This is a genomic window from cf. Phormidesmis sp. LEGE 11477 (genome assembly GCF_015207105.1).
In the GTDB taxonomy this organism is placed as follows: Bacteria; Cyanobacteriota; Cyanobacteriia; order Phormidesmidales; family Phormidesmidaceae; genus Phormidesmis.
In genome coordinates this window covers 1-24,986 of the sequence record NZ_JADEXO010000019.1, presented here as the reverse complement: position 1 = coordinate 24,986, position 24,986 = coordinate 1, and the positions used below count along the sequence as shown (strand labels likewise).

The following is a 24,986-nucleotide window of genomic DNA, read 5'->3' as shown; positions in this document are numbered from 1 at the left end:
GACTCACTCGTACAAGTTTGCGAGGCTGCCAAGATGTTGAAAGGAAATCTTGTTGAAAGTCTTCGAGTAAAATATCTGGCTCTGGTCAACGATCTCGATGAGCGTGGTCGCCGCCGCTGGGCAGCTACCGAAGCCATGGCGCTTGGATATGGAGGTATTACGGCGGTTGCAGCAGCGACGGGGTTATCAGATCGAACCGTCAAAAACGGGATTAAAGAACTCCGTCACCCGGAGCCCTTAACCGCAACCCGACAGCGACGCGAAGGCGGTGGTCGTAAAAAGCTGGAATACTACGATCAAAATTTACGACAGGCCATTGAGCGTTTGATAGAACCGAGTGAACGAGGTGATCCACAATCGCCACTGCGTCGGACCTGCAAAAGCTTGACCAACTTGCAAGCTCAGATGAAGCAACAAGGGCACCCGCTGAGTCGCACGAAGCTGGCCGAAACGCTCAAAGAACTAGGGTATTCACTCCAGGGCAATCGCAAGACCAGAGAGGGCAAAGACCACCCCGACCGCGACTTACAGTTTGAGCACATCGCCCGGCGCGTCAAGGCATATCGTCACGGCGGGCGGCCTGCCATTTCCGTCGATACCAAGAAGAAAGAAGTGCTAGGCACCAAAGCGAATGCAGGGCGAGAGTACCGCCCAAAAGGTGAGCCACTGGCGGTAGACACGCATGACTTCCCAGACAAAAAATTAGGAAAAGCAGTGCCCTATGGTGTTTATGACATCGCCAAAAACGAAGCTATCGTATCGATTGGAATTAGTCACGACACGGCAGAATTTGCTGTTGAATCTATCCGACGATGGTGGTACGAGTTAGGTCAGCTTCGATACGCGAAGCCGCACCGTTTGCTCATCACTGCTGATAGCGGTGGTAGCAACGGACATCGAAGTCGATTATGGAAGCTCGAATTGCAACGGCTAGCAGACGAAATAGGGATAAAAATAGAGGTGTGTCACTATCCACCCGGCACTAGCAAATGGAATAAGATTGAGCATCGTTTGTTCTGTCATATCACCCGCAATTGGCGAGGCGTTCCACTCGAAACCCATCAAGTTGTTGTTAATTTGGTGAGTTCAACAAGAACTCACCAAGGGCTTGAAGTTCACTGCTGGCTCGATGGCAACCTCTATCAGAAGGGACGAAAAGTTACCGATAAAGAACTCGGAAGCGTTAGGCTAAAACGCAACTCATTTCAAGGCGACTGGAACTATGAAATTCAACCACATGAACAATTAAAAGTTAGGTAACTTATTTCCGTACGGGGCCTAAGCAGTTTCTTGAATAGCTGCTTAGCAGTTTAGCCGCCAACTGCGCTAAAAATTGACTGAGCGGTAAGACGTAGTTCAGGGAAAGTTTGAGAAATAACGACATCCTCTCCTCGAAATTGTTGAAGGTAATATTCGTTCTCTGCTAGCTGATAAACCGAAATGGTCGGCGTTTTAGGCGAGCCAATATAGCGAGCAGCCCCAAGCGCCAGGTAGTCTACAATCCAGTATTCGTCAATACCTAGCTGTTCGTACTCCGCCAACTTATAGAGATAGTCATCACGCCAGTTTGTCGGGGTAACTTCTACCGCTAGCTGAATTGAATCCTCTAAAGCAGCGTAAGCTCGTAGATCAGCATTCCAAATTTCCCTGTCAATCACGCTTACATCAGGTGTTCGGCCCTGCTGTAGTCCGTCATCTCTAAATGTCTTAATAGAGCCAAAACGAGTTATCTTCCAGTTAGATTGGGTCTTTTTAACTTGATCACGAAAGGCATCGTAGATAAAGTCTACAACATCATCATGCGCTCTAGTCGCCATTATCTCAGAGATCTGGCCATTGACCAGCTCATATCGTCTACCGTCATCTGGCCGAATTTCAACAAACTCCGAGAAGCTCAAAGATTTAACAGCGGCTTGAGTCATAGCATTTGAATCGTAATATCTAGATCGAATTTGTCTAGTTTAACAAGCCTATTAGTTTCGGAGACAGTATTCAAAGCTGGAGGCGATCGCACCCAAAGCGCACCCAGGCCCATATACCTAATAAAAGTTTCTCATCCATGCAAGTGCAAAAGCTACCTAGCTCTTTTGTGACTGATGAATAAGGTATTTCTACGCAGAAAAAGCGGTAACCAATACGCTTGGTCACACGTTTTCTCCTCAGACTATGAACTACAAACGATTGATCTTGATCCTCGGTCTAACCTCACTTGCGGCAGCCTGCTCACCAACCATATCTTCTACCGCAGAAGAAAATACTCGAACGCCCGCCTCTACCGACAAATCCACAACTACTGACGACGGTGAAGTGCCCCACGAACCCACAGTCAAAATACCGTCAGAGTCAATCGAAGTCCAGCCTGCGCCTATCGATAATGAACAAGCCGTAGACGAAACCGTTGGCCTCGTGACCACCTCTATCGACAGCGAACCTAACGCCTATGAGACCAGCCCTAACGATTTGCTCACTACCCTCGGTAGTGACTGCGATCCTAGAAGTATTCGGTATTACCGATCTCAAATCCTCAGTGCGCCCAATAGCAAAGTTAAAGCCTATGCAACTGGCTTGCTGACAAAAACGGTGAGTGAAGAGAGGGCCGAAAGAGGAAGAGAAGCAGGCTACTGCTTTGGAAAGGTGCAAGATACCGCCAATCGTCAGGTTGTCTTTCAGCGAGCTAATAGAGCCGATCTCACTCAGAAAGACGACTATGAAGGCGGGTTTGTTGTCTTTCAGCCCCGATCGTTCTCAGGCGGATCTAGCTACCTGATTGGACAATCGACTGTCTTCTACAAAGGCGGAGAGAGCGGCATCTATGTTTCTATTTTTGACACGGCGACGGGTGAGATGGATTCATACATAAAAATATGCCAGGAGGAAGCTAAACAAGGCTATGGAGGTAGTGAATACCTGGGATTCTCTCGTCCAGCGGAGTTTGTTGTTTCTTGCTATGGAGAGCGAGGTGAGGCTTTAGAGACGATCAATTTAGAAACGGGTGAGGTTCGTAGACTCTCGCAAAGACCCGCTTCACTGACAGACTACGGCACGGTAGAAAGCAGCTTCAAAGCTGTTCGAAGAGATCCTTAAGCTCATTTCCCTAGCGATCGCAGCGCCAAATAGCTGTGCCAATGTCAGTTTCGGCAAAGCCTAGACAGCCTCGATTGACTGTGAACTTTAAGCCTGATAGAGAAATAGTAGGCGGGCGATCGCACCTTTCTAGGCGGGCTTTTCAGCATTATATAAAGCTACGATATTGCCTTTGTATAGACTTCAAGTAATTTTGTTTAATAGTGGTCGGTTGAGGCTTTTGGACTGGGTATTCACCACCCGATAAATAGTATAGATAAGGTAAATACATCATCTACAGCCAACCACAATTCCTATTCAAACCATGAGACATGACACTATTGCATCAGGTATCTGTGCTAGATCAACAGGCTCCGGGCAAATCGCCTGCTCGAAAATTCAAGTTCAGCCAGCTTGCCCTCAGATTAATCGGGGCTCTGGCCGTATTAGCGCAGGCTGAGGCTGCTTTTGCGGGAATTTGCCGAGCCGACCTGCCGAGGAAAATTGATGCGATCGCCAACGGCTACACGCTAGATGGCGCGAATGTCGGCATCTTGATTGAAGATATCACCCCCGACACTCGCACCCTCTACGCCCGCCAGGCTCAAGCAAAGCTGGTTCCTGCCTCTAATGTCAAACTTCTGACTACTGCGGCGGCGCTGCAAGCTCTCGGCCCCGACTTCAGCATCCGCACCTCAGTTTATGGTCAGCTAAATGCGGCTATTCAAGATCTTTACGTAGTCGGTCGTGGCGATCCGACCTTCACTAGCTATCAAATCAATTTACTCTCTAGCCAGCTAAAGCAGCAGGGCGTTCGCCAAGTCAACAGCCTTACCGCCGTCGACAACTACTTCGCTGGCCCTGTAGCCAATCCCTACTGGGACGAAGAAGACTACCGCGCTGGCTATGGCGCTGCGGCTAACAGTCTAATACTAAACCGCAACGAGCTAGGCTTTACTGCCATCCCCAATGGTGTCGGACAGCCGCTCAGTATCGTCTGGGACCGTCCCGAATTTGTTCGCGGCTGGCGCATCGAAAACAACTCTCGTACTGTTGGCGGCGGTAGCGAATTTATCGACGCCGGACAAACACCAGGTCAAAAGGTGATGAACGTGCGCGGACAGTTAATCGCTGGAACCGCCTCTGAAAATACCTCTATCGCCCTGCTTGATCCAGGCAGCTACTTTGCCGAACAGTTTCAACAAAGCCTGAGTGCCTACGGATTAGGAAATGCCGCCGCTCAAGTCACCACGACTAGCCTCCCTGACGGCCTCGTCGAACTAACCGCGATTCAGTCTCCACCGCTGCGGGCCTTCATTGACCCCACTAATCTATACAGCGTGAACATTTACGCTGAGGCAATGCTCAAAGCCCTAGGCCGCAGTATAGACCCTGAAACGAGCAATGCCTACACTGCTGGCGCAGCCGCCGTAGACAGCATCCTTACAGGTCTAGGCGTCGCTCCAAACAGCATTTCTGTCGTTGACGGGTCTGGGCTTTCTAGACGCAACCAGGTCACGCCCGAAGCATTCGTTGATACCCTTCAGCTGATGGCCAAGACCGCTAATGCGACGACTTATCGCAATTCGCTTGCTGTTGCTGGCCGCAGCGGTACCCTACGCAATCGGATGAAAGGAACGCTGGCCGAAGGTCGATTCCAGGGGAAGACTGGCACCCTCAGCGGCACTTATACGCTAAGCGGCTATCTCAACCCAGTGAATCATCCGCCGCTAGCGCTCAGCATTTTGGTCAACGACACAGAGGCGCGGGCCAGAGATGTTCGCAGTTTAATCGACCAGATTATTACTCATGCAGCTAGCCTAGACGACTGTTAGCCGCTATGCCGCTATTGTTAGCCGCTATATAGTGTTTCCCCGATGCATGAGAGAAACGTGGATCACTTGGCCTGTTGGCATATGCGGCTTTTAACCAGAAAACTGCACCTTAGCCAAGTAACCAAAGCTATAGATTAGACGTTATCAATAAGATAGATGCAGTTGATGAAGTCTGCTAGTATATGATGCTATTGGCCGCGTACCTAGTCTGCGCTCGTGCCAGAGGCATGATTATTGTGTTTCAAACCGCTGACGATATGCTCTTAGACTAGGTTCGTAGGTTGTAAGTGCTACCTGTGAGAAAAGGGCACCTTACCAACTGCCTCTAGGCACTTGCATTGACTTGACTATGTCTTTTGAATCCCTCGGTTTGCGAACCGAAATTTTGCGGGCGATCGCAGACCAAGGCTATACAGAACCAACGCCGATCCAAACTCAGTCTATTCCTTTGATCATCGCGGGCCACGATGTCATGGCTAGCGCCCAAACTGGCACCGGCAAGACGGCTGGTTTCACGCTGCCGCTGCTGCAGCGGCTATGCGAAGGTGTACCTGCCCAAGCCTCATCGAACGTTAGTCCAAACCAGTCCAAACCAGGTCAGCTAGAAAATGGGACTTCTAAGCCAGTCTTGCGTAAGAATAAGGGGTCTATTTCTCGCGGCGATCACAGGCCCATTCGCGCTCTAATCGTCACACCTACTAGAGAACTCGCCGCCCAGATTGGTGAAAACGTCACCGCCTACAGTAAGTACTTACCTGTTCGCTCTACCGTTGTCTTTGGCGGAGTCAAGATTAACCCCCAGATATCTAAGCTGCGCCAAGGCGTTGATATTTTGATTGCGACGCCGGGTCGCTTGCTCGATCACGTCGGTCAGCAAACTGTTGATCTTTCACGGGTCGAAGTCTTGGTATTAGACGAAGCCGATCGCATGCTGGATATGGGCTTTATCCACGATATTCGCAAGATCTTGGCGCTGATCTCTGAGGAACGACAGACGCTGCTGTTTTCTGCGACGTTCTCTAGACCGATCAAGAAACTAGCCGACAGCTTTTTGCGATCGCCTAAAACCATCGAAGTCGCTCGCCAAAACGCCGCTGCCGACACGGTTGACCAGGTCGTCTACCCGGTCGATCGCGTTCGCAAAAGTGAACTGCTCTCTTTCATCATCGGATCGCGTAACTGGCAGCAGGTACTTGTTTTCACTCGAACCAAACACGGTGCCAACAGACTCACCAAACATCTTCAAAAAGACGGTCTCACCGCCGCCGCTATCCACGGCAACAAAAGCCAAGGTGCCCGTACTCGTGCGCTGGCTGACTTCAAATCAGGAGATGTGCGAGTGCTGGTTGCAACAGATATTGCCGCTCGTGGACTAGACATTGACCTGCTGCCGCATGTGGTGAATTTCGAGCTGCCGAACGTCGCTGAAGACTACGTGCATCGCATCGGTAGAACCGGACGGGCGGGCAATGAGGGACAGGCGGTTTCACTAGTCTGCGTCGATGAAAAAGATCTCCTGCGTGGAATCGAACGGCTGCTGAAGCGAGAGATTCCGAGAGAAGTAATCTCGGGATACGAGCCAGATCCGTCTATTCCGCCAGAACCTATTCCTAACGGACGCAACAATCAAAGGGGCGGTAATCATGGTAGTAGTAGGGGAAAAGGAAGAAGCGGTCGCGCTCGCGGCTCTCGACCCAAGGCATCACGTCCTTCAACATCCAAGCCTGTACTCAAGGGTCGTCGTTCCTCTAGCTAGCGCAGCATGCCAGCATCTGAGAGTATGAGCTGAAGGCCGAACAGTTGAACAGAATAAAGGCCGCGCTTGATCGCATTGCAGATTGAAAGAAAAACAATGTCCTATATTATGAATAAGAATGTTTGTTGCAGTCGATAACTCGCTTTAAAACAATGCTCAGTTGTAAGCCTATCGCTTAGAGTAAATAAAAGAGAGGATTGAATAACTACTTCTTTCTCTTTTCACCTTTCTCTTCTTTCACTTGGATTTCTCACAATTGTTGGCCAGTGCAACAATTGCGCTTAGATAGTTATCTATAGATAAGGTCAAGGCGATGTTCTATTCAGTGTTCTATTAGAAGCGCCAAGGGCACGATAGAGCCGAGGCATTCAAGAACAGGGAATCGACATACTTATGCTGGCAAGAGTCTGGAGTGCTTCATTAATCGGTATTGATGCCCTTAAAGTTGGGGTGGAAGTCGATCTTTCTGGCGGACTACCAGGTGTGGTCGTGGTAGGATTGCCTGACACTGCAGTGCAGGAATCTCGAGAGCGAGTTAGAGCAGCACTTAAAAACGCAGGCTTTGAATTTCCGATGCGAAAGGTAGTAATCAACCTGACGCCGGCAGATGTGCGTAAGGAAGGGCCGGTTTACGATCTGCCCATTGCGATTGGTATTCTAGCAGCGGCTGAAACGGTTAAACGCACCTGCTTAGACGACTATCTCTTTCTAGGTGAGATGTCTTTGGATGGGACATTAAGACCAGTCGCCGGCGTGGTTGCGATCGCAGCGGCAGCCAGACAGCTCGGGCTAAAAGGGCTAGCGCTTCCAGCCGATAACGCTTATGAAGCCGCCGTCGTACCCGATTTGGAAGTCTATGGATTCAAGCACCTCAGCGAAGTCGTAGATTTTCTCAACAATCCAGAAGCCACTCAGTCAGTGCAAGTAGGTGAGCCTGACACTTTGTTGCGATCGCCCACACCCGTTCTAGATCTATGTGACATCAAAGGCCAAGCTCAGGCCCGCCGCGCCCTAGAAATTGCCGCCGCTGGCGGTCACAACACTATTCTTATCGGCCCGCCGGGCAGTGGTAAAACCATGCTCGCCCAGCGGCTGCCTGGCATCCTGCCACCCCTCACCTTTCCCGAAGCCCTAGAAGTCACACAGATTCACTCCGTCGCAGGCTTACTCAAAGAAAAGGGGCATCTAGTCAATCAGCGCCCCTTTCGCACGCCTCATCACTCCGCTTCCGGGCCTTCTCTAGTCGGCGGCGGCAGCTTCCCCAAGCCAGGCGAAATTTCTCTGGCCCATCGCGGCGTTCTTTTCCTAGACGAACTCACAGAATTCAAGCGTAGCGTCCTAGAGTTTCTGCGTCAGCCGCTCGAAGATGGCAAAGTAACCATCACTCGAACTCGCCAATCGGTCGAATTTCCAGCCCAATTCACCCTAGTCTCTAGCACCAACCCCTGCCCGTGTGGCTACTTTGGCGACACGGTTCAGCCTTGTACCTGCACCCCTCGCCACCGAGAACAGTACTGGGCGAAGCTTTCTGGCCCTTTGATGGATCGAATCGACCTGCAGGTAATTGTTGGCCGACTGAAACCAGAAGAGGTTACCAGTCAGCCCGAAGGTGAAGACTCAGCCACTGTTAGAGTTCGCGTTGAAGCGGCCCGCAAGCAAGCACAAATAAGGTTCAAAGGCTCACCAACGTTGCAGTGCAATGCAGATATGGAAAGTCGTCATATTCGTCAGTGGTGCCAGTTTGACGAAACAACTCGCCTGTTAATAGAAGGGGCCGTTCGCAAGCTAGGTCTTTCTGCGAGGGCAACCGATCGCATTCTCAAAGTGGCTAGAACCATCGCCGATTTGGGAAGCGCCCCTGATATAGAAGCGCACCACGTAGCGGAAGCCATTCAATATAGAACCATCGACAGGATGCAGTAAGCAGTCCACAGCTCCAGTTTTCTTAAACACTCTAGGCTGTCGATCATTTTATACTCGTTCACCCTCTGTCTTACCTAGCATCAAGTAACGGATATTTGAACATGTTTATCCTTTTGACAGAAGCTGATTGCTAATATCGTAGTTACCCTATTCGGGTATTCTATGGCTACATATATTTAGAGCTTCAAAAATCGAAGCTCGTAGAGGAGTTATTTACCATGTTCGTCAGAAAAGGCATCTTCGGAGCCCTCGGTATGCTATTGGTGGCTGCCGCTCAGCTACCCGCACAGGCTCAAACTACTGTTCAAGATCAAAGCACTGCTCAAGATCTCGTTGAAGATATTCAGGCCGTTGAAGACATTCCAACCGAGGCGGCTCTAGTTCAGGAGATCCCAGTTGCAGAAGACACCCAAGCTGTTGAAGAATTTCAGGCTATTGAAGACGAGCAATCTGAAGCCGTAGCCGTTCTGCCAGCGGTGGAGCAAGCCCCCGTCGAAGCAAGTGCTGAGGCGCTGACTTACCCCGGAGAAGAGTCTTTGGAGCTGGCCCAGGCTCGGCGGCGGACGAGACGCGCAGCCGCCAACTCCAGCTTCGTCGGCATTGGTGGCGATATTGGCTATGTAGACGACATCTCGTTTGCAGTCATTAGTAAAATCGCTTTCGCTAACAGACTCGCCGTTCGTCCGTCCGTTTTAATTGGCGACGACCTGGCGGTGCTTGTCCCGGTGACCTATGACTTTAGGCAGTACGCACCCGAAGCTGGTGGATTCCAGTTTATCCCCTACGGCGGTTTGGGCGCAGCTTATAGCTCTGGTGATGGCGACTCTGATATCAACCTGCTGCTGTCGGCTGGTGTAGATGTACCCGTTAGTCGCCAGGTTACCGTCAACGCTCAGGCCAATTTAGGTGTCCTTAATGATACGGACTTTGGCGTGACAATCGGCGCTGCCTATAATATCGGCAATCTCTTACGGTAATGACAAACAAACTATCAGCAAGCCTAAGCATCATAATCTGACTGCTTGCTTGTTCGGTTGTTTACCTTAAGTACCGCAGGCGGCTCAACCATTGGCCCCTGCGGTATTTTTGATTGACTAGCAAACCTCTAGAGCGACCGTTAGGGAAGAATAGGCTAAGTTTTGCTGGGTCGAGAAAATGAGCACTGCAGCCAAAAGCAACCCTACACCGCCAGACGGTTTGGCTAGGTTACGCAAAGCTTTCCAAAGCATTTGGGGCTACTCTGATTTTCGAGCACCGCAGGGAGAAATTGCCCAAGCCATTTTGAACGGGCAGGACATCATCACGGTGATGCCAACCGGATCTGGGAAGTCAATCTGCTTCCAATTGCCGGCACTGATACAAGACGGGGTGACGCTGGTGGTGTCTCCTTTAGTGGCACTGATGGAAAATCAGGTGCAGGAGCTAAAAGAGAAGCGGCTACCCGCAGCGGCGTTACACAGTGAGATGGGCAAGAGAGAGCGATCGCATACCCTACAACGCCTTGCCCAAAATCACCTGCGTCTGCTCTACCTATCCCCCGAAACCCTCCTTAGTCGCCCAGTCTGGGAAATCCTCAATCAGCCTCAGATCAAGATTAATGCGCTAGTCCTAGATGAAGCGCACTGCTTGACTCAATGGGGTGATAGCTTTCGTCCTACCTATCGACGACTGGGTGCCGTCCGTTCAGCGCTGTTGGCTAACAGGCCCAAAGGCAGCAAGATCGCGATCGCTGCCTTCACCGCTACCGCCGATCCCACGACTCAAAAGGCGTTACATACCGTCCTTCAGCTACAAAAACCCAAGATCATTCGCCTTAATCCCTACCGCAGCAATCTTCGCCTTGCCGTTCGGGTCGTCTGGACGCCAAAGGGCCGCCAGCAGGCGCTAGCTAAGTTCGTCCAGCGTCAGGGGAAACGCTCAGGGTTGATCTACGCTCGCACTCGCCGTGGAACTGAAGATTTAGCTAAGTGGTTTGCAGCAAAAGGCTACCGGGTCAAGGCTTATCACGGCGGGCTCTCTGCTACGCGGCGACGGCAAATAGAATCAGAATGGATCGAAGGAGACTGTCAGTTTGTCATCTGTACATCGGCATTTGGTATGGGCATTAACAAGCCAGACTGTCGATTTGTAGCGCATTACGAAGTGCCTAGCCTGATTTCTGAATATGTTCAAGAAGTAGGGCGCGGCGGACGTGATGGGCGACCAGCTGTGGCGCTTTCACTCGTCAGCGAGCCGACTGGGCTCCTCTCACCAGAAGATAAGCAGCGGTGGAAATTCTTTGAGCAAAAGGCTCAGCAGCTGCAGCAATCGGCCCGGCAGCTGGTCAAGCAGATACCCAGCTCGGGCAATATTGACGATATTCGCAGCCAGTTCAAAAACTGCGATCAGGCGATCGCGCTCCTGCACCGAGACGGGCAGCTACAGTGGAAAGATCCGTTTAACTATCAGATCCAGACGCATCACCGCAGGCGAACAGAGCCCGCTATTTCGGCGGCGGCAGTCATGCAGCGCTACCTGTTTACGAAGCGCTGCCGCTGGCAGGTTTTGCTAGAAGAATTTGGATTTGCCCAAGAGGCCAAGTCTATGCGATGTGGGCAGTGCGATCGCTGTCGTAAGGGCTAGCACACCGAACGCTAGCAGGCCATTTTAGCCAGACGCCTCTGTAGCGACATACTCACCATCTCTATATCGTCTCTGCTTGCCTTTCTTCATTAGTTGTCACTAGTTCATCAGCAGATACTTTAGGCTCTGTGACTGCACCAGACAGATCGGGAACGGTGACAGAAATTTCTGATTTGGCGATAGTGGGGGTGGAGACTCTTTCGGAGAAGCCCCAGGCGAAGAGACCAAAGATCACGCTGACCATCACCCACTCTGGAGGAACTAGGGCAGGATCAATGACGCGGACAATCAGGCGCAGGCCGACGATGGCAACGGTGACAAACCCAGCATCTTCTAGGTGGACGTAGATAGCCAGCCAGCGGATGAAAAGTCCGGCCATGAAGCGAAGGGCGATGATACCAATGGTGCCGCCAAGAAGCACGATCAGCACTTCTTTGGAAAGCGCGATCGCAGTGGTCACACTATCCAAAGAAAAGGCCAAATCAGTCAGCGCGATGGTGGGGATGGCTTTCCACAGCGAGCTAAACCTGGGTCCAGTCTGATCGTCTTCGTCCTCATCACTCGTGGAAAAGTGCTGATAGACTAGCCAAAGTAAGTAGATCGCCCCAGCAATCTCAAATTGCCAGTATTTGAGCACCCAGCTAGCAGCTAGAATCAAAGCCAATCTGAGGATAAAGGCTACTACGAGGCCGATGTTGAGCGCTTTTTTTTGAAGAGCAGGTGTCTCTAGCCCTTTGGCGATCGCAGCTAGGGCGATCGCATTGTCAGCAGAGAGCACTAGTTCCAAAAGAATCAGAACGGGCAGCAGCAGCAGCGTGTCTCCCCCTAACGTAGGAGACATTTCGAGTAGGCGATCTAACATGTATTTGCTGAAGGAATCAGTCCTTCAAAAGGATGAGGACAGAAAAGATAAAGGCAAGTGTCCTTTTTATCAGAGTGAGGCATGAACGCTCACCCCTCTTTAGAATAGATCGAAAGCCGAAGTCGTGCTGCTTCGGATTGCCGTCTATAGTGCCTTCTAGTTAAGAGAGCGTAGAAGAATTTCTAGTGGCTACATCCTTCCAAGAATTTAGAACCCAATATCCGCAGGGCTCACTCATTACCGATCTGATTTCTATCTACGATGGTCAGTTCGTGGTTCGCGCTAGCATTCTAGTCGAGGGCGAACCGATTGCGACCGGGCTGGCCATGAGACAGTCGGTGGAGGCGGCTGAGGATGAGGCGCGTGATCGCGCCTTAGCACTGCTAGGAATTTCAGCTCTAGAGAGTTCAGCAAGTAGCCAGCAACCGAACCAACTAAAAACCGATCCCTCTGAGATTACCGAGGAAGAAACTTCTCAAGCAGTATCGGTTGGACAGGCTGAAACCAAGCCTTTGTCAACATCTGAAAATGATCAAGCGGCGTCAGTTTCAGAGGAAGAACCCGCTTTGGTGGATTCAGAAGATCTTGGTCCTCCTATTGACGATGTGGTCGAACAGCCACTGTCTGCCTCGGAGCAGGAGCCATCTATGCAGGCAGCGTCTACACCGAGCATCTCTGCAGCTGCGATCGCCTTAGAAAATTTCAATACCAGTGCGCTACCCGTCGATCTCTCTGATGTGATTGCCCAGACGGATGTAGAGCTAAGACGCTTGGGTTGGACCAGTGCCCAGGGCCGCGAGTATCTAGAGAAAACCTATGGCAAGCGATCGCGCCAACAGCTCACAGACGATGAGCTTATGAGCTTTTTGCTATATCTAGAAGAGCAGTAAGCAAGTTAATGAACAGCGCTTGTCTGCGACAGTTAAGATTGCAGACAAAATTAAAGAACTAGCCAACCGCTCACTTCCCTGAGAAGATATAGCGTTACTCAAACAGTCGGCAGAGTGACTCGCCGCCGCCGTTCATAGACCATAGACTAGACAACAAAACTATGAAGATTCCCCCTTCTACTGATTCCACCCCTCGTGTCAGACTGAGCGCATTGCTTTCCGCCGCAGAAGCGGATGCTCTGCAAAACCTGCTAGACAAGCTCACCACAGATGATTTTCATCGACTGGCCGAAGGTGACGAAGAAATCACTATCTACGTAGAAGCCACTAACAAAATTCGGCGTCAGCTCAACGCCGCAGAAGAAATTCCGGTGCTACCAGCCTACGACGATTAAAACTAGGCGCTTAGGCGGGCACTCAAGCGGGCACTCAAGCGGTAGCCTGAGCACGGATTTTAGCTATCTTAGACTTGATATCATCCACATTTTCAACTAGCGCGGATTGAGTCATCTCTGACTGTTCACCAGAGCCTAACCATTTAAGCTGCACTTTTTGAGCTTCGGCTTCGGCATCACCAAGAATCAGACCCAGCACCGCGCCGCTGCGATCAGCCCGTTTGAACTGTTTACCAAAGGCGCTGCCACTCAAGTCAACTTCAACAAAATAGCCGTTCTGTCGAAGTTGACTGGCAAGTTTCATCGATTGCAGTTCCGCTTTCTCGCCGCGCGAAATCAGGTAGATATCTAGAAAGGGATCGGTGCTGTACTGCGCCATCTGCTCTAGTAAGATCACGAGCCGCTCTAGTCCCATGCCAAAGCCGATCGCTGGCGTATCGGGACCACCTAGCTGAGCGACCAAGCCGTCGTAGCGCCCACCGCCACAGACGGTCGCTTGCGCCCCTAGATCAGAAGATTGAATTTCAAAGGCGGTGTGCGTGTAGTAGTCTAAGCCGCGCACCAGCCGAGGATTGATCGTGAAGTCAATGCCAATATTGGTCAGGTGGTGCTGAACGGCGTCGAAGTGGCGTTGAGAATCTTCGCAGAGAAAATCGAGCAGGCTAGGCGCATTGGTAACAATCTCTTGGGTGCGTTTGTCTTTGCTATCTAGAATGCGAAGGGGGTTGCGATCTAGGCGGTCTTGCGAATCGGGATCAAGATCCGACTTATAAGGCGAGAAGTAGGCAACTAAGGCATCTCTGTAGTTCTGACGGTCTTCGCCGCTGCCGACAGAGTTGAGATCAAGGCTAAGCGCAGTGAGTCCGAGGGTGCTGAGAATTTGGGTCGCGATCGCAATAATCTCTACATCGGCTCTAGCATCCCGGCTACCTAGAATTTCCACATCTAGCTGATGAAACTGCCGCTGCCGCCCCGCTTGAGGCCGCTCATATCGAAAGGCCGGACCGATATGCCACAGCCTTTGCACGCCGCCTTGAGCAAATAGCTTATTTTGAATAAACGCTCGCACCAGCCCAGCCGTAATTTCAGGCCGCAGCGCAATCGAGCGCCCGCCGCGATCTTCAAAGCTGTACATTTCTTTGCCAACTGCATCAGTGGCCTCACCAATGCCACGGGCAAACAGCTCAGTCATCTCAAAGATCGGTGTCCGAATCTCCTTGTAGGCTGATTGAGAAAGCACATGACGAGCAATCCCTTCTATCACCACCCACAGAGGAGACTCCGACGGCAAAATATCACGAGTTCCACGAATGGCCTGAATGCTGCTCATAGTCCTTTAATTCTTCACGTTCGAGTTCTTTACGCTCAGAAAGTTTAACCTTCTAGGGAGTCAGCGCGTCAAAGAAGTTCTGCGACTGAGCAGCGCTATCGAGAAAGCAATCAACTAAGAAGAGTGAATACAAGGACGTGAATATAGCTAGATTTCTCTATGATTCCTACAAACTATATTCCTATAGAGAAGCATCTGGTAGACGACAGCAGTTCAGTTCGTCAATGCAGACTTTACCAGACTGCAAGGCCCAGCGAACCAAAGCAACTCGATTACCAGTCGCGGTCTTACTCAAGATGTTGCTGACATGATTATCGACGGTGCGCTTGCTAATTTCTAGCTGCTGAGAGATCTCCTGGTTGGTCAACCCTGCGGCGACTAGCTCCACAATTTCTAGCTCCCGCTTAGACAAGTCATGCTGGACACTTTCTATGACCTCGTTGGTTGAATTCTGACTGTCGATTTCGGAGGCTTGGCTACCTATCATAGAGTCCTTAGTCTGTAATTATGCTTAGTAATCATTGTAGTGAATGAAATTTATCGCATGGCCGTTTTTTCCAGTCTTAATAGAATATTCTTTTCCCAGAGTTTTCTCACCCGCCGCCTTCTCACCTACCTTAAAACTTCGCTACTGAATTTCTTTGTGGCTTTTGTATTACTAGGAAGCCCTGTGGTTCTTGCGTTTCCAAGCAACAGCCTAGCAGCGCCATGGGTAGCGATCGCGCCAAAACAGCCAGAAGAGACACAGCCGTCTATGCAACTCTTGGCAGCAAATACCGCAGCGATCAACATCGACAAAATTTCCACCGACAAGCTCGATCAGTTCGCCAGAGCTTACCTCCAAATCTTGCAGCTGCTGAGCGATCGCCAGTCCGAACTGCCCGAAGATGAAAATAGCCCCATGGCGCTAGAAGTTCAGCGCTCTATCGAAACCGACACTATCGAGATCATTCAAGGCAGCGGGTTAACACTGCCTGAATACATGCGAATCTTGGACACAGCGAGTCGAGATAAAACCTTTCAGCGCCAGATATTCGACAGAGCCACCGAGAAATAGCATAAGAAATAGCACCAAGTGCAGAAATCGGCTTACTGAACCACCGTTTCCCTGCTCGCCTGACGTTCCCTTTGCTCGTTTAACAAATTAGAAATTACAGAAGCTGGCTGATGCGGATGGCTCCAGGCAAACGCATGGCGAAAGGCCGCTGCCTGACAGGCCCTGAGCCCATCGAAACCAATTACATCGTGGGTAAGCAAGTTTTCATACTCAAAGGGCAGTCGGACATTGTGCAATCCAGCGTTGTCTGTGCAGATAGCGATATCTACGCCAGCATCAAAGCAGCGGTCAAACACAGTTTTGAGCTGAGCAATCTCTTCTAACGTGCCAGTCTGCAAATAGGTAGTCGGACACACTTCTAGACACTGACCTCTAGCGGCAACGTCTCTAAGCAGTTCTGGATAGTGCAACGGGATTTGGATACCGTGGCCGATCCGCTTGAGGTAGGGCAACAGCTCTGGGTAGCAGCCGTCTTTGGTTTCATAGAGGTGGCCAGTCGTGTTTAGCCCTAGATTCTGGGCATGGACATACAGCCGCTTAATTTCTTCGAGTTTATAGGCGGCATCTCCACCAGCGATATCTACCCCACAGACGTACTCTGGATACTGGGCTGCTAGCTCTATCGTCGCCCGGTTGATCTCATAGGGCAACCGGGAGTGCATACAAAGAATTTGCTTAGTCACCACCGGATATTCACTTTGCTGGCTGGCCCGCCCGACCACCTCAATAATATCGGCCATCGCATCGATCCTTTCGACATTGCTGAGTCGCTCGGGCGTGCGATAGAAGGGAGTGTAGCGCAGCTCTAGATAGGCTAGGTTCTCAAAAATATAGGCACCGCGAATCAGTCGATAGATAAAGTAGGGCAGCGCTTCTTTGGTCTGTACGCTCTCAACTAGCGTGTGGAGCTTCAGATAGTCTTCTAGCGTATCTTTGGGCTGGGTATAAAACAGCTCGAAGTCGCTGTAGCTGTCGAACTGGTCAGAAATGTCCGGTCGATTACGCTCAAAATAGCGCCATAGCACTCTAGGTACGACGGACCCTCCTAAATGGCGGTGAAGTTCTGCGTATAAACTCATTGAAAATAATCCTCTAGGAATGTTTTGTCTTTGCGGCCCAGTCCCTTTGCAGCTTTCGTACATTTGCCTTTCGTACAGGCGGGTTCCAGAACCCTTTTTCATCCATACAGTCATCCATACAGTTGTCAGTACGGAGCTAGCTGATACTGGCGTTAGATCGATTCGGTGTTCAGATCAATTCAACGTTCAGCTTGGGGCTTTTTCATCAGGCGCGAATCAGAGAGTTTGGTGATTCAATGAACTCGGTGATTCAGAGAGCTCACTGAAAGTTCAAAAAACTTATTTGTTTCTTGTAACGCATAATTACGCACTTCGTGTACGCAAGGTGTGAAGATCTTCTATAGATAAGATTGATTTTTTGCAGTCGCAGCAGGCGATCGCGGCAGAATTCAGTGCTTAACACCCACTATTTACTCAAATAGCAAGCAGTCAGTGTGTCGATACGCCAACGTTTTTTGTTGACACTTAACTCAAAGCTTGGCGATAATTGTTGTTTGGTTGAACTTTAGCAACGTACTTCTTTTGGCTAACGTTATTGTTATCGGCGCTCAGTGGGGCGATGAAGGTAAAGGCAAAATCACCGATCTGCTCAGCAAATCAGCAGATGTGGTGGTGCGCTATCAGGGCGGCGTTAACGCTGGCCACACCGTCGTCGTTGACGATCAGACCTTCAAATTGCATCTGATTCCATCGGGTATTCTCTATCCTGATACCGAATGCATCATCGGTAGCGGTACGGTCATCGATCCCAAAGAGCTGATCGCAGAATTAGACAAAGTAGAGGCGCTAAATGTTTCTTCTAAGAATCTATTTATCTCTCAAAGCGCCCATGTGACGATGCCCTACCATCGTCTGATCGATCAGGCGGCAGAAGAGCAGCGCGGCAGCAAAAAAATTGGCACGACCAAGCGAGGAATCGGCCCAACCTACGCAGATAAGTCTGAGCGCACCGGCATTCGGATGATCGATCTGATGGATGCAGACGGCTTTGCCGAGCAGCTCAAGTGGACGGTCAAGGCTAAAAACGTGGTGCTAGAAAAGCTCTATAACTTGGAGCCACTAAACGTAGAAGAAATATTAGAAGAATATTTGGGATATGCAGACAGGCTGCGATCGCATATCACCGACAGCTCCCTAAAAATCTACAACGCCTCTTTGCAAAAGAAAAACATCCTCTTTGAAGGCGCACAGGGCACGCTGCTAGATCTTGACCACGGCACCTATCCCTACGTCACCTCATCTAATCCGGTAGCGGGCGGAGCCTGCATCGGTTCAGGCGTCGGCCCTACGGCAATTGATCGCGTTATTGGCGTCGCCAAAGCTTACACAACCCGCGTCGGCGAAGGTCCCTTTCCCACTGAACTAGACGACGAAGTCGGTAACATGATCTGCGAAATCGGCGCGGAATTCGGCACCACGACGGGTCGTCGTCGTCGCTGTGGCTGGTTCGATGGCGTCGTCGGTCGCTACGCCGTTCGGATCAACGGCCTCGACTGCCTAGCCGTGACCAAGCTCGATGTGCTAGACGGATTAGAAGAGATCAAAGTGTGCGTTGCCTACGAACTAGACGGCGAGCGCTGCACCGATCTGCCTAGCAACGCGCAGCAGTTTGCCCGCTGCAAGCCAATTTACGAGACCCTTCCTGGCTGGAAAGAATCAACCGAGCACTGCCGCACCTTAGAAGATTTGCCCAAAGCTGCATTGGACTATTTAGAGTTCTTAGCCAGACTAACCGAGGCTCCGATTGCGATCGTTTCGTTAGGGGCTAGTCGCGACCAGACTATTATTGTCGAAGATCCGATTCACGGTCCAAAGCGAGCGTTGCTAAAAGAACACACCAGCGCTTTTGGCACAGCCGCTTAAATCATAGAGCTCTGACGACAGGGACTCAGCCTAGCGATGCTGATTTGCTCTACGTTAGCGCTCCCGCTGATCCGCTGCGTCTGGAGTGCTATTTCTGTAAGCTACGCGGTCGGAGGCTCTAGGGAGAGATTCATTTCGCTGGTGATTGCTATCAGTCTTTTATCACGTGTCCATAGCTTTGAGCCGTTTCGGATTAGCACGGATGCCAGCAAATGCATGTCGATGTAGCCGACACCTCTTCCCATCAAGGAACGACTTTCTACTAGCAACAGTACTTCTTGTTCGCTGGCGACTGAAATGAGCGGCAGGTTATGAAGCAGGCTTAGAACTTCCCGGCGATTCTGAATATTTCCGCAAGCAAGCTCTCCAATAACGAATGGATGAATCAACACCTGCTCTTGTAGGAGCAGTTCTGCTAAAGCCGGAATGCCTATACGAAGATGGTCTACCCAAACGGAAGTATCGACAAGAATCATCAGGAATCGAGCTGGCGTCTTGGAATAGTACGTAATTCTTTTTCGGTACCGCCAAGCGAGGCTAAGCGTTTTGCGCTCTCCCTTTCTATCAGCGCAATCAGGCCCGCTTTTACTAAAGCCGTTTTTTCGGCTAAGCCTGTAACGCGACGAGCTTCTGCTAGTAGATCATCGTCGATATTAAGAGTCGTACGCATTCGTGATCTTTACCAATATCTATACGACTCAATTATATGTAGTCTGATGCTACTTTGTATGCATGTATTTCTCGCTATACACTTGTCTGAGTTGCAATGTGCTGTTTTGTGATCGCGTGCTCAGTCTTAGTTTGTTTGATGCGTGAAGAAATTGGGCAGCAAATTCGACCTGTCGCGATCGCCCCTAACGAAAAACCTCATGCGATCGCCCACTAATCAGGTACTATAGATCCTCGGGCTTGTCTGGCTATTGACACCTGCCTTATCTTCAATCCCACCACAGACTGAACACACCGCCTGAACATACCGCCTGAACATACCGCCTGAACCAACAGAACTCTCATGGATTTATCAATTGAATGCGCCCAGCGTGCGCCAGAAGACAAGCCCAAAAAACTGCGTAGAGAAGGCACCCTACCTGCCGTCTTATACGGACATGACGGTAACAACTCCATCTCGCTCAAGCTAAGCAACTACGAAGCTGAAGCCCTGCTGCGAAAAGCATCGGTGAACAAGTCGGTGATTACCGTCAACGTGCCTGATTTGCCTTGGAGCGGCAAAGTGATCTTGCGCGAGGTGCAAAAGCATCCTTGGAAAAACAAGCTGCATCACTTGAGCTTTTTCTCGATCGCTTCGCAGTCAGAAATTGAAGTCAGCATGCCGATCAGCTTTGTCGGAGATGCGATTGGTGTAACCGATGAAGGCGGCACTCTCGACACAGTCATGACCGAAGTTCAGCTAAAGTGCCCGCCTGATGCCATTCCTCAGACTTTGGACGTAGACGTTTCCGAGATGAAGATTGGCGATGCGCTGCACGTGGGTGAGATTAAGCTGCCGAAGGGAGCCTCTATCGATTTAGACCCTAATTTGCTAGTTGTCTCAGTGCTGGCACCTCGCACAGTGGCTGCGGTTGAAGCCGCTTCTGGAGAGGTTCCTGAAGCAACGCCGACAGAGACAATCAAGGTTGAGGAAGATATCAACACGGCTGATTCATAGTCACCATTTTTATGCATGTATGCGAGGAAAGCGTACCTGTAAGCTAGCTAAAGAATTTATTTCTGAAACTAGAAACTGAAGAAAGGGGTTAGGAAATAGACTTCCTGGCCCCTTTCAGTTTTTTGGCGATCGCAGCGGCCCAAAGCTTTCAAGGTTCATCTCCTAGCGCCTATTTCTCGTTTTCTATCCCTATCCCCTATTCCCCCACCCTTCATCTCCAGAAACCATGCCCGATTCCACCCTGCCACCGCTAATTCAGCAGATGCTCAAGCCAGATTTCTACCCGCATTCGGTAGCCGATCCCATCCGCCTAATGCAGACTCACATCTCATACGTGCTGCTGACGGGTGACTATGTCTACAAGCTGAAGAAGCCCTTGAATTTTGGGTTCCTAGACTATTCCACACTCGAAAAACGCCAGTATTTCTGTGAAGAAGAGCTACGGCTCAACCAGCGAGGGGCCGGCAGCCTGTACCTAGATGTGGTGACTATCACTGGCACAGCAGATAATGCTGAGATCAATGCCGAGATCAATGGTGACGGTGAGCCCGTCGAATACGCGGTGAAAATGCGACAGTTTCCGCAGTCGGCGTTGCTCAGTGAGCAGTTTGCCAAAGGATTATTGGATGAAGAGAAGGTGCGATCGCTGGCCCAAACTATCGCTGAGTTTCATAGCAAGACCGCTACTAGCGAGCACATTCGCACCTACGGCAAGCCCGAAGCTATCCGTCAGGCATTCGATGAAAACTACGAACAGACTATCGCCTACGTTGGCGGCAACGAGATCACCAAACCTCAAACCCAAAAGCAGTTTGACGAAACCAAAGCCTACACAGACCGCTTCTTTGAAACTGAACAAGCGCTGTTCCAAAAACGCTTAGACGCCGATCGAATTCGTGCCTGCCACGGCGATTTGCATCTGGGCAATATCTGCGAATGGGAAGGCAAAATTCTACTGTTTGACTGTATTGAGTTCAACGAGTCTTTCCGCTTTGTCGATACGATGTTCGATATTGCCTACATCGTCATGGACTTAGAAGTGGCCGGGCGGCAAGATCTCGCTCAAGTCTTTTTGAATCAATACGTCGAAGCGACAGGCGACTACGAAGGATTGGAGATCCTGCCTCTGTACGTCAGTCGTCAGTCTTATGTGCGCGCGAAAGTGACCTCTTTTATGCTGGGCGATCCGTCTGTGCCTGAAGCCGAGCAAAAGGCGGCTAGCGAGAGAGCCGCTAAGTACTACAAACTGGCCTGGTCGTATATCAAAGGAAAGGACGGGCAAAAAAAAAAGCAGCTATAGTCGCGATGTGCGGGCTATCGGGCTCGGGGAAAAGCACAACGGCTAGCCAACTGGTGAAGACATCAGGCGCTATTCGCTTGCGTTCGGATGCGGTGCGTAAGCATTTGGCGGGTATTTGCTTGCAGGAAAAAGGTGGCGACGAGATCTATACCGCTGCGATGACAGACAAAACATACAGCCGACTGATCGATCTAGGCGTGCAGTTAGCCACTCGGGGCTACCGGGTGATATTAGATGCAAAGTTCGATCGGCAGGAGAAAAGATTGGAGGCGATCGCCAAAACCACTACCCAAAACCTATTGCTAACCTTTTTGTATTGCACTGCGCCGCCAGAAGTCTTGAGGACACGAGTAAAGCAGCGTAGCGGTGATATTGCTGATGCGACTGCGGCAATCTTAGCAAAGCAGTCTATGGAGCCCTTTGGCCAAACAGAACCCGTGATAACCGTCGATACGACACAGACAGCCAACGAGGTCCAGCGGCAGTTGGGTGGTGTATTTGACTCTCTTGAACGAAATCAGATGAGAGAATAAAGAGTATATTTGGAACTTCTGATCGTTCGCCTAGCGCAACCCCCGTTGGCAGCTTGTATATCCACTCAATACAGGATTTTTCATCGTGGCTGATTTAATCATCCCAGCAGTCATCAGAACCTGGCTGATTTTCCTCATTATCTTTTTCTTGATCGGGTATTCGGTGCCTTTTAGCATTTTGTTTGGCGCGATCGCTGGTATTGCGGGTGGCATTGCAACTGGCTGGTGGAAAGTTGAGGGCGGCACGCCGAAAGGGCCGAAAGGACTACCGCCGACAGACAAGCTCAGACGCCCCGATGCAGACGGCTCTGATGCAAATCCATACTTTGAGCTGCCTTTCTTAAAAACAAACAGAGCGAATCAGCGATATATAGAGCGCCAGCGGCGGGCAAGAGATAGACGGCTGGGCAAGTAAACCGCCTATCAGTAGATCGCTTCGAAGCAGATCTTTCGACTGGATCGCGCTTACACCGCTAGCTTTTACTTATATTCTTTCTCTCTAAATGTTCTTTCTCTCTAAACTGCTTCCCCTGTTTGTTTATCCTGTAGGGCTTAGCAGCTTACTGATGGCGCTAGGTCTAGTTTGGCTGTGGCGTCATCCTCGCCGGGCAACGGGTGCGATCGCCCTTGCTCTATTCATCCTTTTTTTCAGCAGCAATCCGGTGGTCAGCGACAAGCTGCTCAGCTCGTTAGAGTGGCGCTATTTTCCACCCGATCCGGTGCCGACAGCCGATGCGATTGTAGTACTAGGCGGAGCGACTGTACCAGCGATCGCACCGAGGCCGTGGGTAGAAGTAGGCGAAGCGGGCGATCGCATTCTCTATGCCGCCAGACTTTACAATCAAGGCCACGCCCCCAAGCTAATCCTCAGCGGCGGTCGGGTGCAGTGGCGAGGTGGCAGCGACGAATCTGAAGCAGATGATATGAAAGCGTTGGCGATGGCGATGAATGTGCCAGCAGCAGACATCATCCTGGAAGAGACCTCACTCAACACCCGCCAAAACGCAGTGAACGTCAAAGAGATTCTAGCAGCGCAATCCATCGAATCCGTGCTGCTAGTGACGTCTGCGGTCCACATGCCTCGTTCTGTTGCTATCTTCCAAAAGCTAGATATTGAGGTCATTCCAGCGCCCACAGATTATCTAGTGGCCACGCCCCCAGATGAGTCGGGGGGGACTACGATTGAAGGACGGATTCTATCTCTGCTGCCCCACGCCGAAGCGACTGGGCGATTCACTAGGGCTATGAAAGAATACATAGGATTTGCAATTTATCGACTGCGAGGCTGGGCATGACCGATAGCATCAAGCCAGATATCAACCATTTGGGTATGCATCAGCATGCCGTGTTTGAGTATCTAGTCCCGCGCGCTGCCGAAGTTAGAGGGGTCAGCGAGGCGCTACAGCTCCATCAGGCTGCGATCGACTTTCAAAGAGAGGCCGCCCATCGACAGGCGTTTGCCGACTATTGCGAATGGTATTCCAAGCTGGCGGAGCAGAACCGGGCAGAGGTCGCGTCCATGCAGAACGACGCAAATTCGTTCATGTGGTGGCGCGGCGCAGCTTCACCATAAAGAAGCCGTCCATCTGCTGAAGATGAGGCCATACCTTAATCCAGCCAGCTTCACTGGGTTCGATCAAAAACGAAGGCGGTGGCGCTTCGATCGCCCACGCTGGATTTTGAGCCAGAAAAGTTTCGATCTGCGCTTCGTTTTCGTCTGGATGCAGCGTGCAGGTAGCATAAACGAGGATGCCGCCAGGTTTAACCCAGGTAGAAGCGTGAGTCAGGATTTCTTGTTGCAAGATCACCAGAGATTTTACAGACTCAGGGGTTTGTCGCCAGCGGCCATCGGCATGACGGTTGAGCGTGCCTAGCCCAGAGCAGGGCACGTCTAGGAGCACGCGATCGCCCTGGCCAACAAAAGCGGGCTGACTGCGGCTATCGCCCATGATTGGACGGACAATGGTCGCGCCGAGACGGTCAATGTTTTGCTGAATCTTTTTCGTGCGCGAGGGAGTGCGATCACAGCTCCAGACCGTACCCTCATTCTGCATCATCTCTGCAATATGTAGGCTTTTTCCGCCGGGCGCGGCGCAGGCATCAATAATTACTTCGCCCGGCTGCGGGTCTAATAGATAGCTCACGAGCTGAGCGCTGCTATCTTGCACCGCCCACCCGCCTTGGGCATAGCCTGGAAGCCGAGCCACTGCACCTACAGGTGAAGTCAGTCTCAGCGCCGACGGCACTCCTTCGACAGGCACTGCTTCGATGCCAGCCTCTGCAAAAACAGCGATCGCAGCTAATAGAGACTGGCGCTGCAGATTAATTCTCAAATCCAGATGGGGCGGTTGATTGAAATACTCACACAGGGCGGCTACTTGGTCATCTGGCAACACAGAGCGCCAAACATCAACAATCCAATCGGGATAGCTGTGCAAAACGCCTAGCCGCTGCGTACTCTCTTCCAGCAGCTTCAGCGGGTCAGCGGCTATATCTGACTCAGATTTTGTTTCGCGGATATATTGGCGCAGCATCCCGTTAACCACGCCGCTGAGCTTACCGAGTCTTTGAGATTTCGCTAGCTGCACAGTTGTATCAACAACAGCATGCTCAGGCACGTGATCCAAGTAGCGCAGCTGATAGAAACCCAGCCGTAGAATTTGGAGCAGATCGCTCTGCTGCTTTGCCGCCGGACGCTTGCCGAACTGATCAATCAGCGCATCTAGCGTTCTACGTCTACGGACGCTGCCATAGACCAGCTCGGTGACAAGTCCTTTATCCTGGGCACTCAGACCAGTGCTGGATTGAGTAC

The 24,986-nt window shown here is 50.9% G+C and carries 25 protein-coding genes; 17 read left to right on the top strand and 8 right to left on the bottom strand.

The features are described from left to right. Positions 1 to 33: 33 nt before the first annotated feature. On the top strand, positions 34 to 1,260 hold the full coding sequence (locus IQ256_RS08125; protein ID WP_193855039.1) for an ISAzo13 family transposase: 1,227 nt from the start codon (positions 34 to 36) through the stop codon (positions 1,258 to 1,260). Between the two features lie 50 nt (positions 1,261 to 1,310). Here IQ256_RS08125 and IQ256_RS08120 read toward each other — a convergent pair whose 3' ends face one another. Beyond that, complete coding sequence (locus IQ256_RS08120) at positions 1,311 to 1,922, bottom strand: Uma2 family endonuclease (RefSeq protein WP_193855038.1); 612 nt, start codon at positions 1,920 to 1,922, stop codon at positions 1,311 to 1,313. A gap of 244 nt (positions 1,923 to 2,166) precedes the next feature. On the opposite strand from IQ256_RS08120, the gene IQ256_RS08115 reads away from it, so the two are divergent. The 6 genes from IQ256_RS08115 to IQ256_RS08090 all read left to right on the top strand — a co-directional run bounded on the left by IQ256_RS08115 (position 2,167) and on the right by IQ256_RS08090 (position 11,199). Then, a complete protein-coding gene (locus IQ256_RS08115; protein WP_193855037.1) occupies positions 2,167 to 3,084 on the top strand; it encodes a hypothetical protein in 918 nt (305 codons plus the stop codon). Between the two features lie 311 nt (positions 3,085 to 3,395). Continuing rightward, positions 3,396 to 4,898: a D-alanyl-D-alanine carboxypeptidase/D-alanyl-D-alanine-endopeptidase gene (dacB, locus tag IQ256_RS08110; protein WP_193855036.1), complete on the top strand. Its 1,503-nt coding sequence runs from the start codon at positions 3,396 to 3,398 to the stop codon at positions 4,896 to 4,898. 349 nt (positions 4,899 to 5,247) lie between these two features. Continuing rightward, a complete protein-coding gene (locus IQ256_RS08105) occupies positions 5,248 to 6,654 on the top strand; it encodes a DEAD/DEAH box helicase (protein ID WP_193855035.1) in 1,407 nt (468 codons plus the stop codon). A gap of 393 nt (positions 6,655 to 7,047) precedes the next feature. After that, entirely contained in the window at positions 7,048 to 8,577 is a 1,530-nt protein-coding gene (locus IQ256_RS08100; RefSeq protein WP_193855034.1) for a YifB family Mg chelatase-like AAA ATPase, read from the top strand. 218 nt (positions 8,578 to 8,795) lie between these two features. After that, positions 8,796 to 9,554: a hypothetical protein gene (locus tag IQ256_RS08095; RefSeq protein WP_193855033.1), complete on the top strand. Its 759-nt coding sequence runs from the start codon at positions 8,796 to 8,798 to the stop codon at positions 9,552 to 9,554. Between the two features lie 178 nt (positions 9,555 to 9,732). Then, on the top strand, positions 9,733 to 11,199 hold the full coding sequence (locus IQ256_RS08090) for an ATP-dependent DNA helicase RecQ (RefSeq protein WP_193855032.1): 1,467 nt from the start codon (positions 9,733 to 9,735) through the stop codon (positions 11,197 to 11,199). A 61-nt stretch (positions 11,200 to 11,260) separates the two neighbouring features. Here the strand turns inward: IQ256_RS08090 and IQ256_RS08085 are convergent, their stop codons facing one another. Further along, positions 11,261 to 12,061 carry a TerC family protein gene (locus IQ256_RS08085; RefSeq protein WP_193855031.1) on the bottom strand — a complete coding sequence of 267 codons (801 nt, stop codon included), beginning with the start codon at positions 12,059 to 12,061 and terminating at the stop codon, positions 11,261 to 11,263. A 185-nt stretch (positions 12,062 to 12,246) separates the two neighbouring features. Here IQ256_RS08085 and IQ256_RS08080 point away from each other — a divergent pair, with 185 nt between their 5' ends. Beyond that, entirely contained in the window at positions 12,247 to 12,951 is a 705-nt protein-coding gene (locus IQ256_RS08080; RefSeq protein WP_193855030.1) for a hypothetical protein, read from the top strand. Between the two features lie 161 nt (positions 12,952 to 13,112). Next, positions 13,113 to 13,346 carry a hypothetical protein gene (locus IQ256_RS08075; protein ID WP_193855029.1) on the top strand — a complete coding sequence of 78 codons (234 nt, stop codon included), beginning with the start codon at positions 13,113 to 13,115 and terminating at the stop codon, positions 13,344 to 13,346. A gap of 34 nt (positions 13,347 to 13,380) precedes the next feature. Here the strand turns inward: IQ256_RS08075 and hisS are convergent, their stop codons facing one another. Together hisS and IQ256_RS08065 are read right to left on the bottom strand one after the other, a co-directional pair. Next, a complete protein-coding gene (gene hisS / locus IQ256_RS08070) occupies positions 13,381 to 14,676 on the bottom strand; it encodes a histidine--tRNA ligase (RefSeq protein ID WP_193855028.1) in 1,296 nt (431 codons plus the stop codon). 181 nt (positions 14,677 to 14,857) lie between these two features. Further along, positions 14,858 to 15,163 (bottom strand): LuxR C-terminal-related transcriptional regulator, encoded by a 306-nt coding sequence (locus tag IQ256_RS08065; protein ID WP_228024680.1) that lies wholly within the window; start codon positions 15,161 to 15,163, stop codon positions 14,858 to 14,860. Between the two features lie 183 nt (positions 15,164 to 15,346). On the opposite strand from IQ256_RS08065, the gene IQ256_RS08060 reads away from it, so the two are divergent. Beyond that, positions 15,347 to 15,733, top strand: a complete 387-nt coding sequence (locus IQ256_RS08060) for a DUF4168 domain-containing protein (protein WP_193855027.1) — start codon at positions 15,347 to 15,349, stop codon at positions 15,731 to 15,733. A gap of 32 nt (positions 15,734 to 15,765) precedes the next feature. On the opposite strand, the gene IQ256_RS08055 is transcribed toward IQ256_RS08060, so the two are convergent. Then, a complete protein-coding gene (locus IQ256_RS08055; protein ID WP_193855026.1) occupies positions 15,766 to 16,812 on the bottom strand; it encodes an adenosine deaminase in 1,047 nt (348 codons plus the stop codon). Between the two features lie 522 nt (positions 16,813 to 17,334). Here IQ256_RS08055 and IQ256_RS08050 point away from each other — a divergent pair. Next, complete coding sequence (locus IQ256_RS08050) at positions 17,335 to 18,675, top strand: adenylosuccinate synthase (RefSeq protein ID WP_193855025.1); 1,341 nt, start codon at positions 17,335 to 17,337, stop codon at positions 18,673 to 18,675. Positions 18,676 to 18,776: 101 nt separating this feature from the next. On the opposite strand, the gene IQ256_RS08045 is transcribed toward IQ256_RS08050, so the two are convergent. Next, positions 18,777 to 19,151, bottom strand: a complete 375-nt coding sequence (locus IQ256_RS08045) for a type II toxin-antitoxin system VapC family toxin (RefSeq protein ID WP_193855024.1) — start codon at positions 19,149 to 19,151, stop codon at positions 18,777 to 18,779. Then, positions 19,151 to 19,345, bottom strand: a complete 195-nt coding sequence (locus IQ256_RS08040; RefSeq protein WP_193855023.1) for a type II toxin-antitoxin system VapB family antitoxin — start codon at positions 19,343 to 19,345, stop codon at positions 19,151 to 19,153. The genes IQ256_RS08045 and IQ256_RS08040 overlap by 1 nt, the downstream gene beginning before the upstream one ends. 342 nt (positions 19,346 to 19,687) lie before the next feature. On the opposite strand from IQ256_RS08040, the gene IQ256_RS08035 reads away from it, so the two are divergent. The 6 genes from IQ256_RS08035 to IQ256_RS08015 all read left to right on the top strand — a co-directional run bounded on the left by IQ256_RS08035 (position 19,688) and on the right by IQ256_RS08015 (position 23,747). After that, positions 19,688 to 20,341: a 50S ribosomal protein L25/general stress protein Ctc gene (locus IQ256_RS08035; RefSeq protein WP_193855022.1), complete on the top strand. Its 654-nt coding sequence runs from the start codon at positions 19,688 to 19,690 to the stop codon at positions 20,339 to 20,341. Between the two features lie 226 nt (positions 20,342 to 20,567). Further along, positions 20,568 to 21,641, top strand: a complete 1,074-nt coding sequence (locus tag IQ256_RS08030; protein WP_228024679.1) for a hypothetical protein — start codon at positions 20,568 to 20,570, stop codon at positions 21,639 to 21,641. Between the two features lie 5 nt (positions 21,642 to 21,646). Then, entirely contained in the window at positions 21,647 to 22,174 is a 528-nt protein-coding gene (locus IQ256_RS29510; RefSeq protein ID WP_255516190.1) for an AAA family ATPase, read from the top strand. Between the two features lie 85 nt (positions 22,175 to 22,259). Further along, positions 22,260 to 22,589: a hypothetical protein gene (locus IQ256_RS08025; protein WP_193855021.1), complete on the top strand. Its 330-nt coding sequence runs from the start codon at positions 22,260 to 22,262 to the stop codon at positions 22,587 to 22,589. Positions 22,590 to 22,740: 151 nt separating this feature from the next. Beyond that, on the top strand, positions 22,741 to 23,469 hold the full coding sequence (locus IQ256_RS08020) for a YdcF family protein (protein ID WP_370623377.1): 729 nt from the start codon (positions 22,741 to 22,743) through the stop codon (positions 23,467 to 23,469). Further along, positions 23,466 to 23,747, top strand: coding sequence for a hypothetical protein (locus IQ256_RS08015; RefSeq protein ID WP_193855019.1), 282 nt, complete (start codon positions 23,466 to 23,468; stop codon positions 23,745 to 23,747). The genes IQ256_RS08020 and IQ256_RS08015 overlap by 4 nt, the downstream gene beginning before the upstream one ends. Here IQ256_RS08015 and IQ256_RS08010 read toward each other — a convergent pair. After that, positions 23,716 to 24,986, bottom strand: a 1,271-nt coding sequence (locus IQ256_RS08010; protein WP_193855018.1) for a 16S rRNA (cytosine(967)-C(5))-methyltransferase, incomplete at its 5' end; no start/stop codon positions are given. The two genes, IQ256_RS08015 and IQ256_RS08010, sit on opposite strands and share 32 nt — an antisense overlap.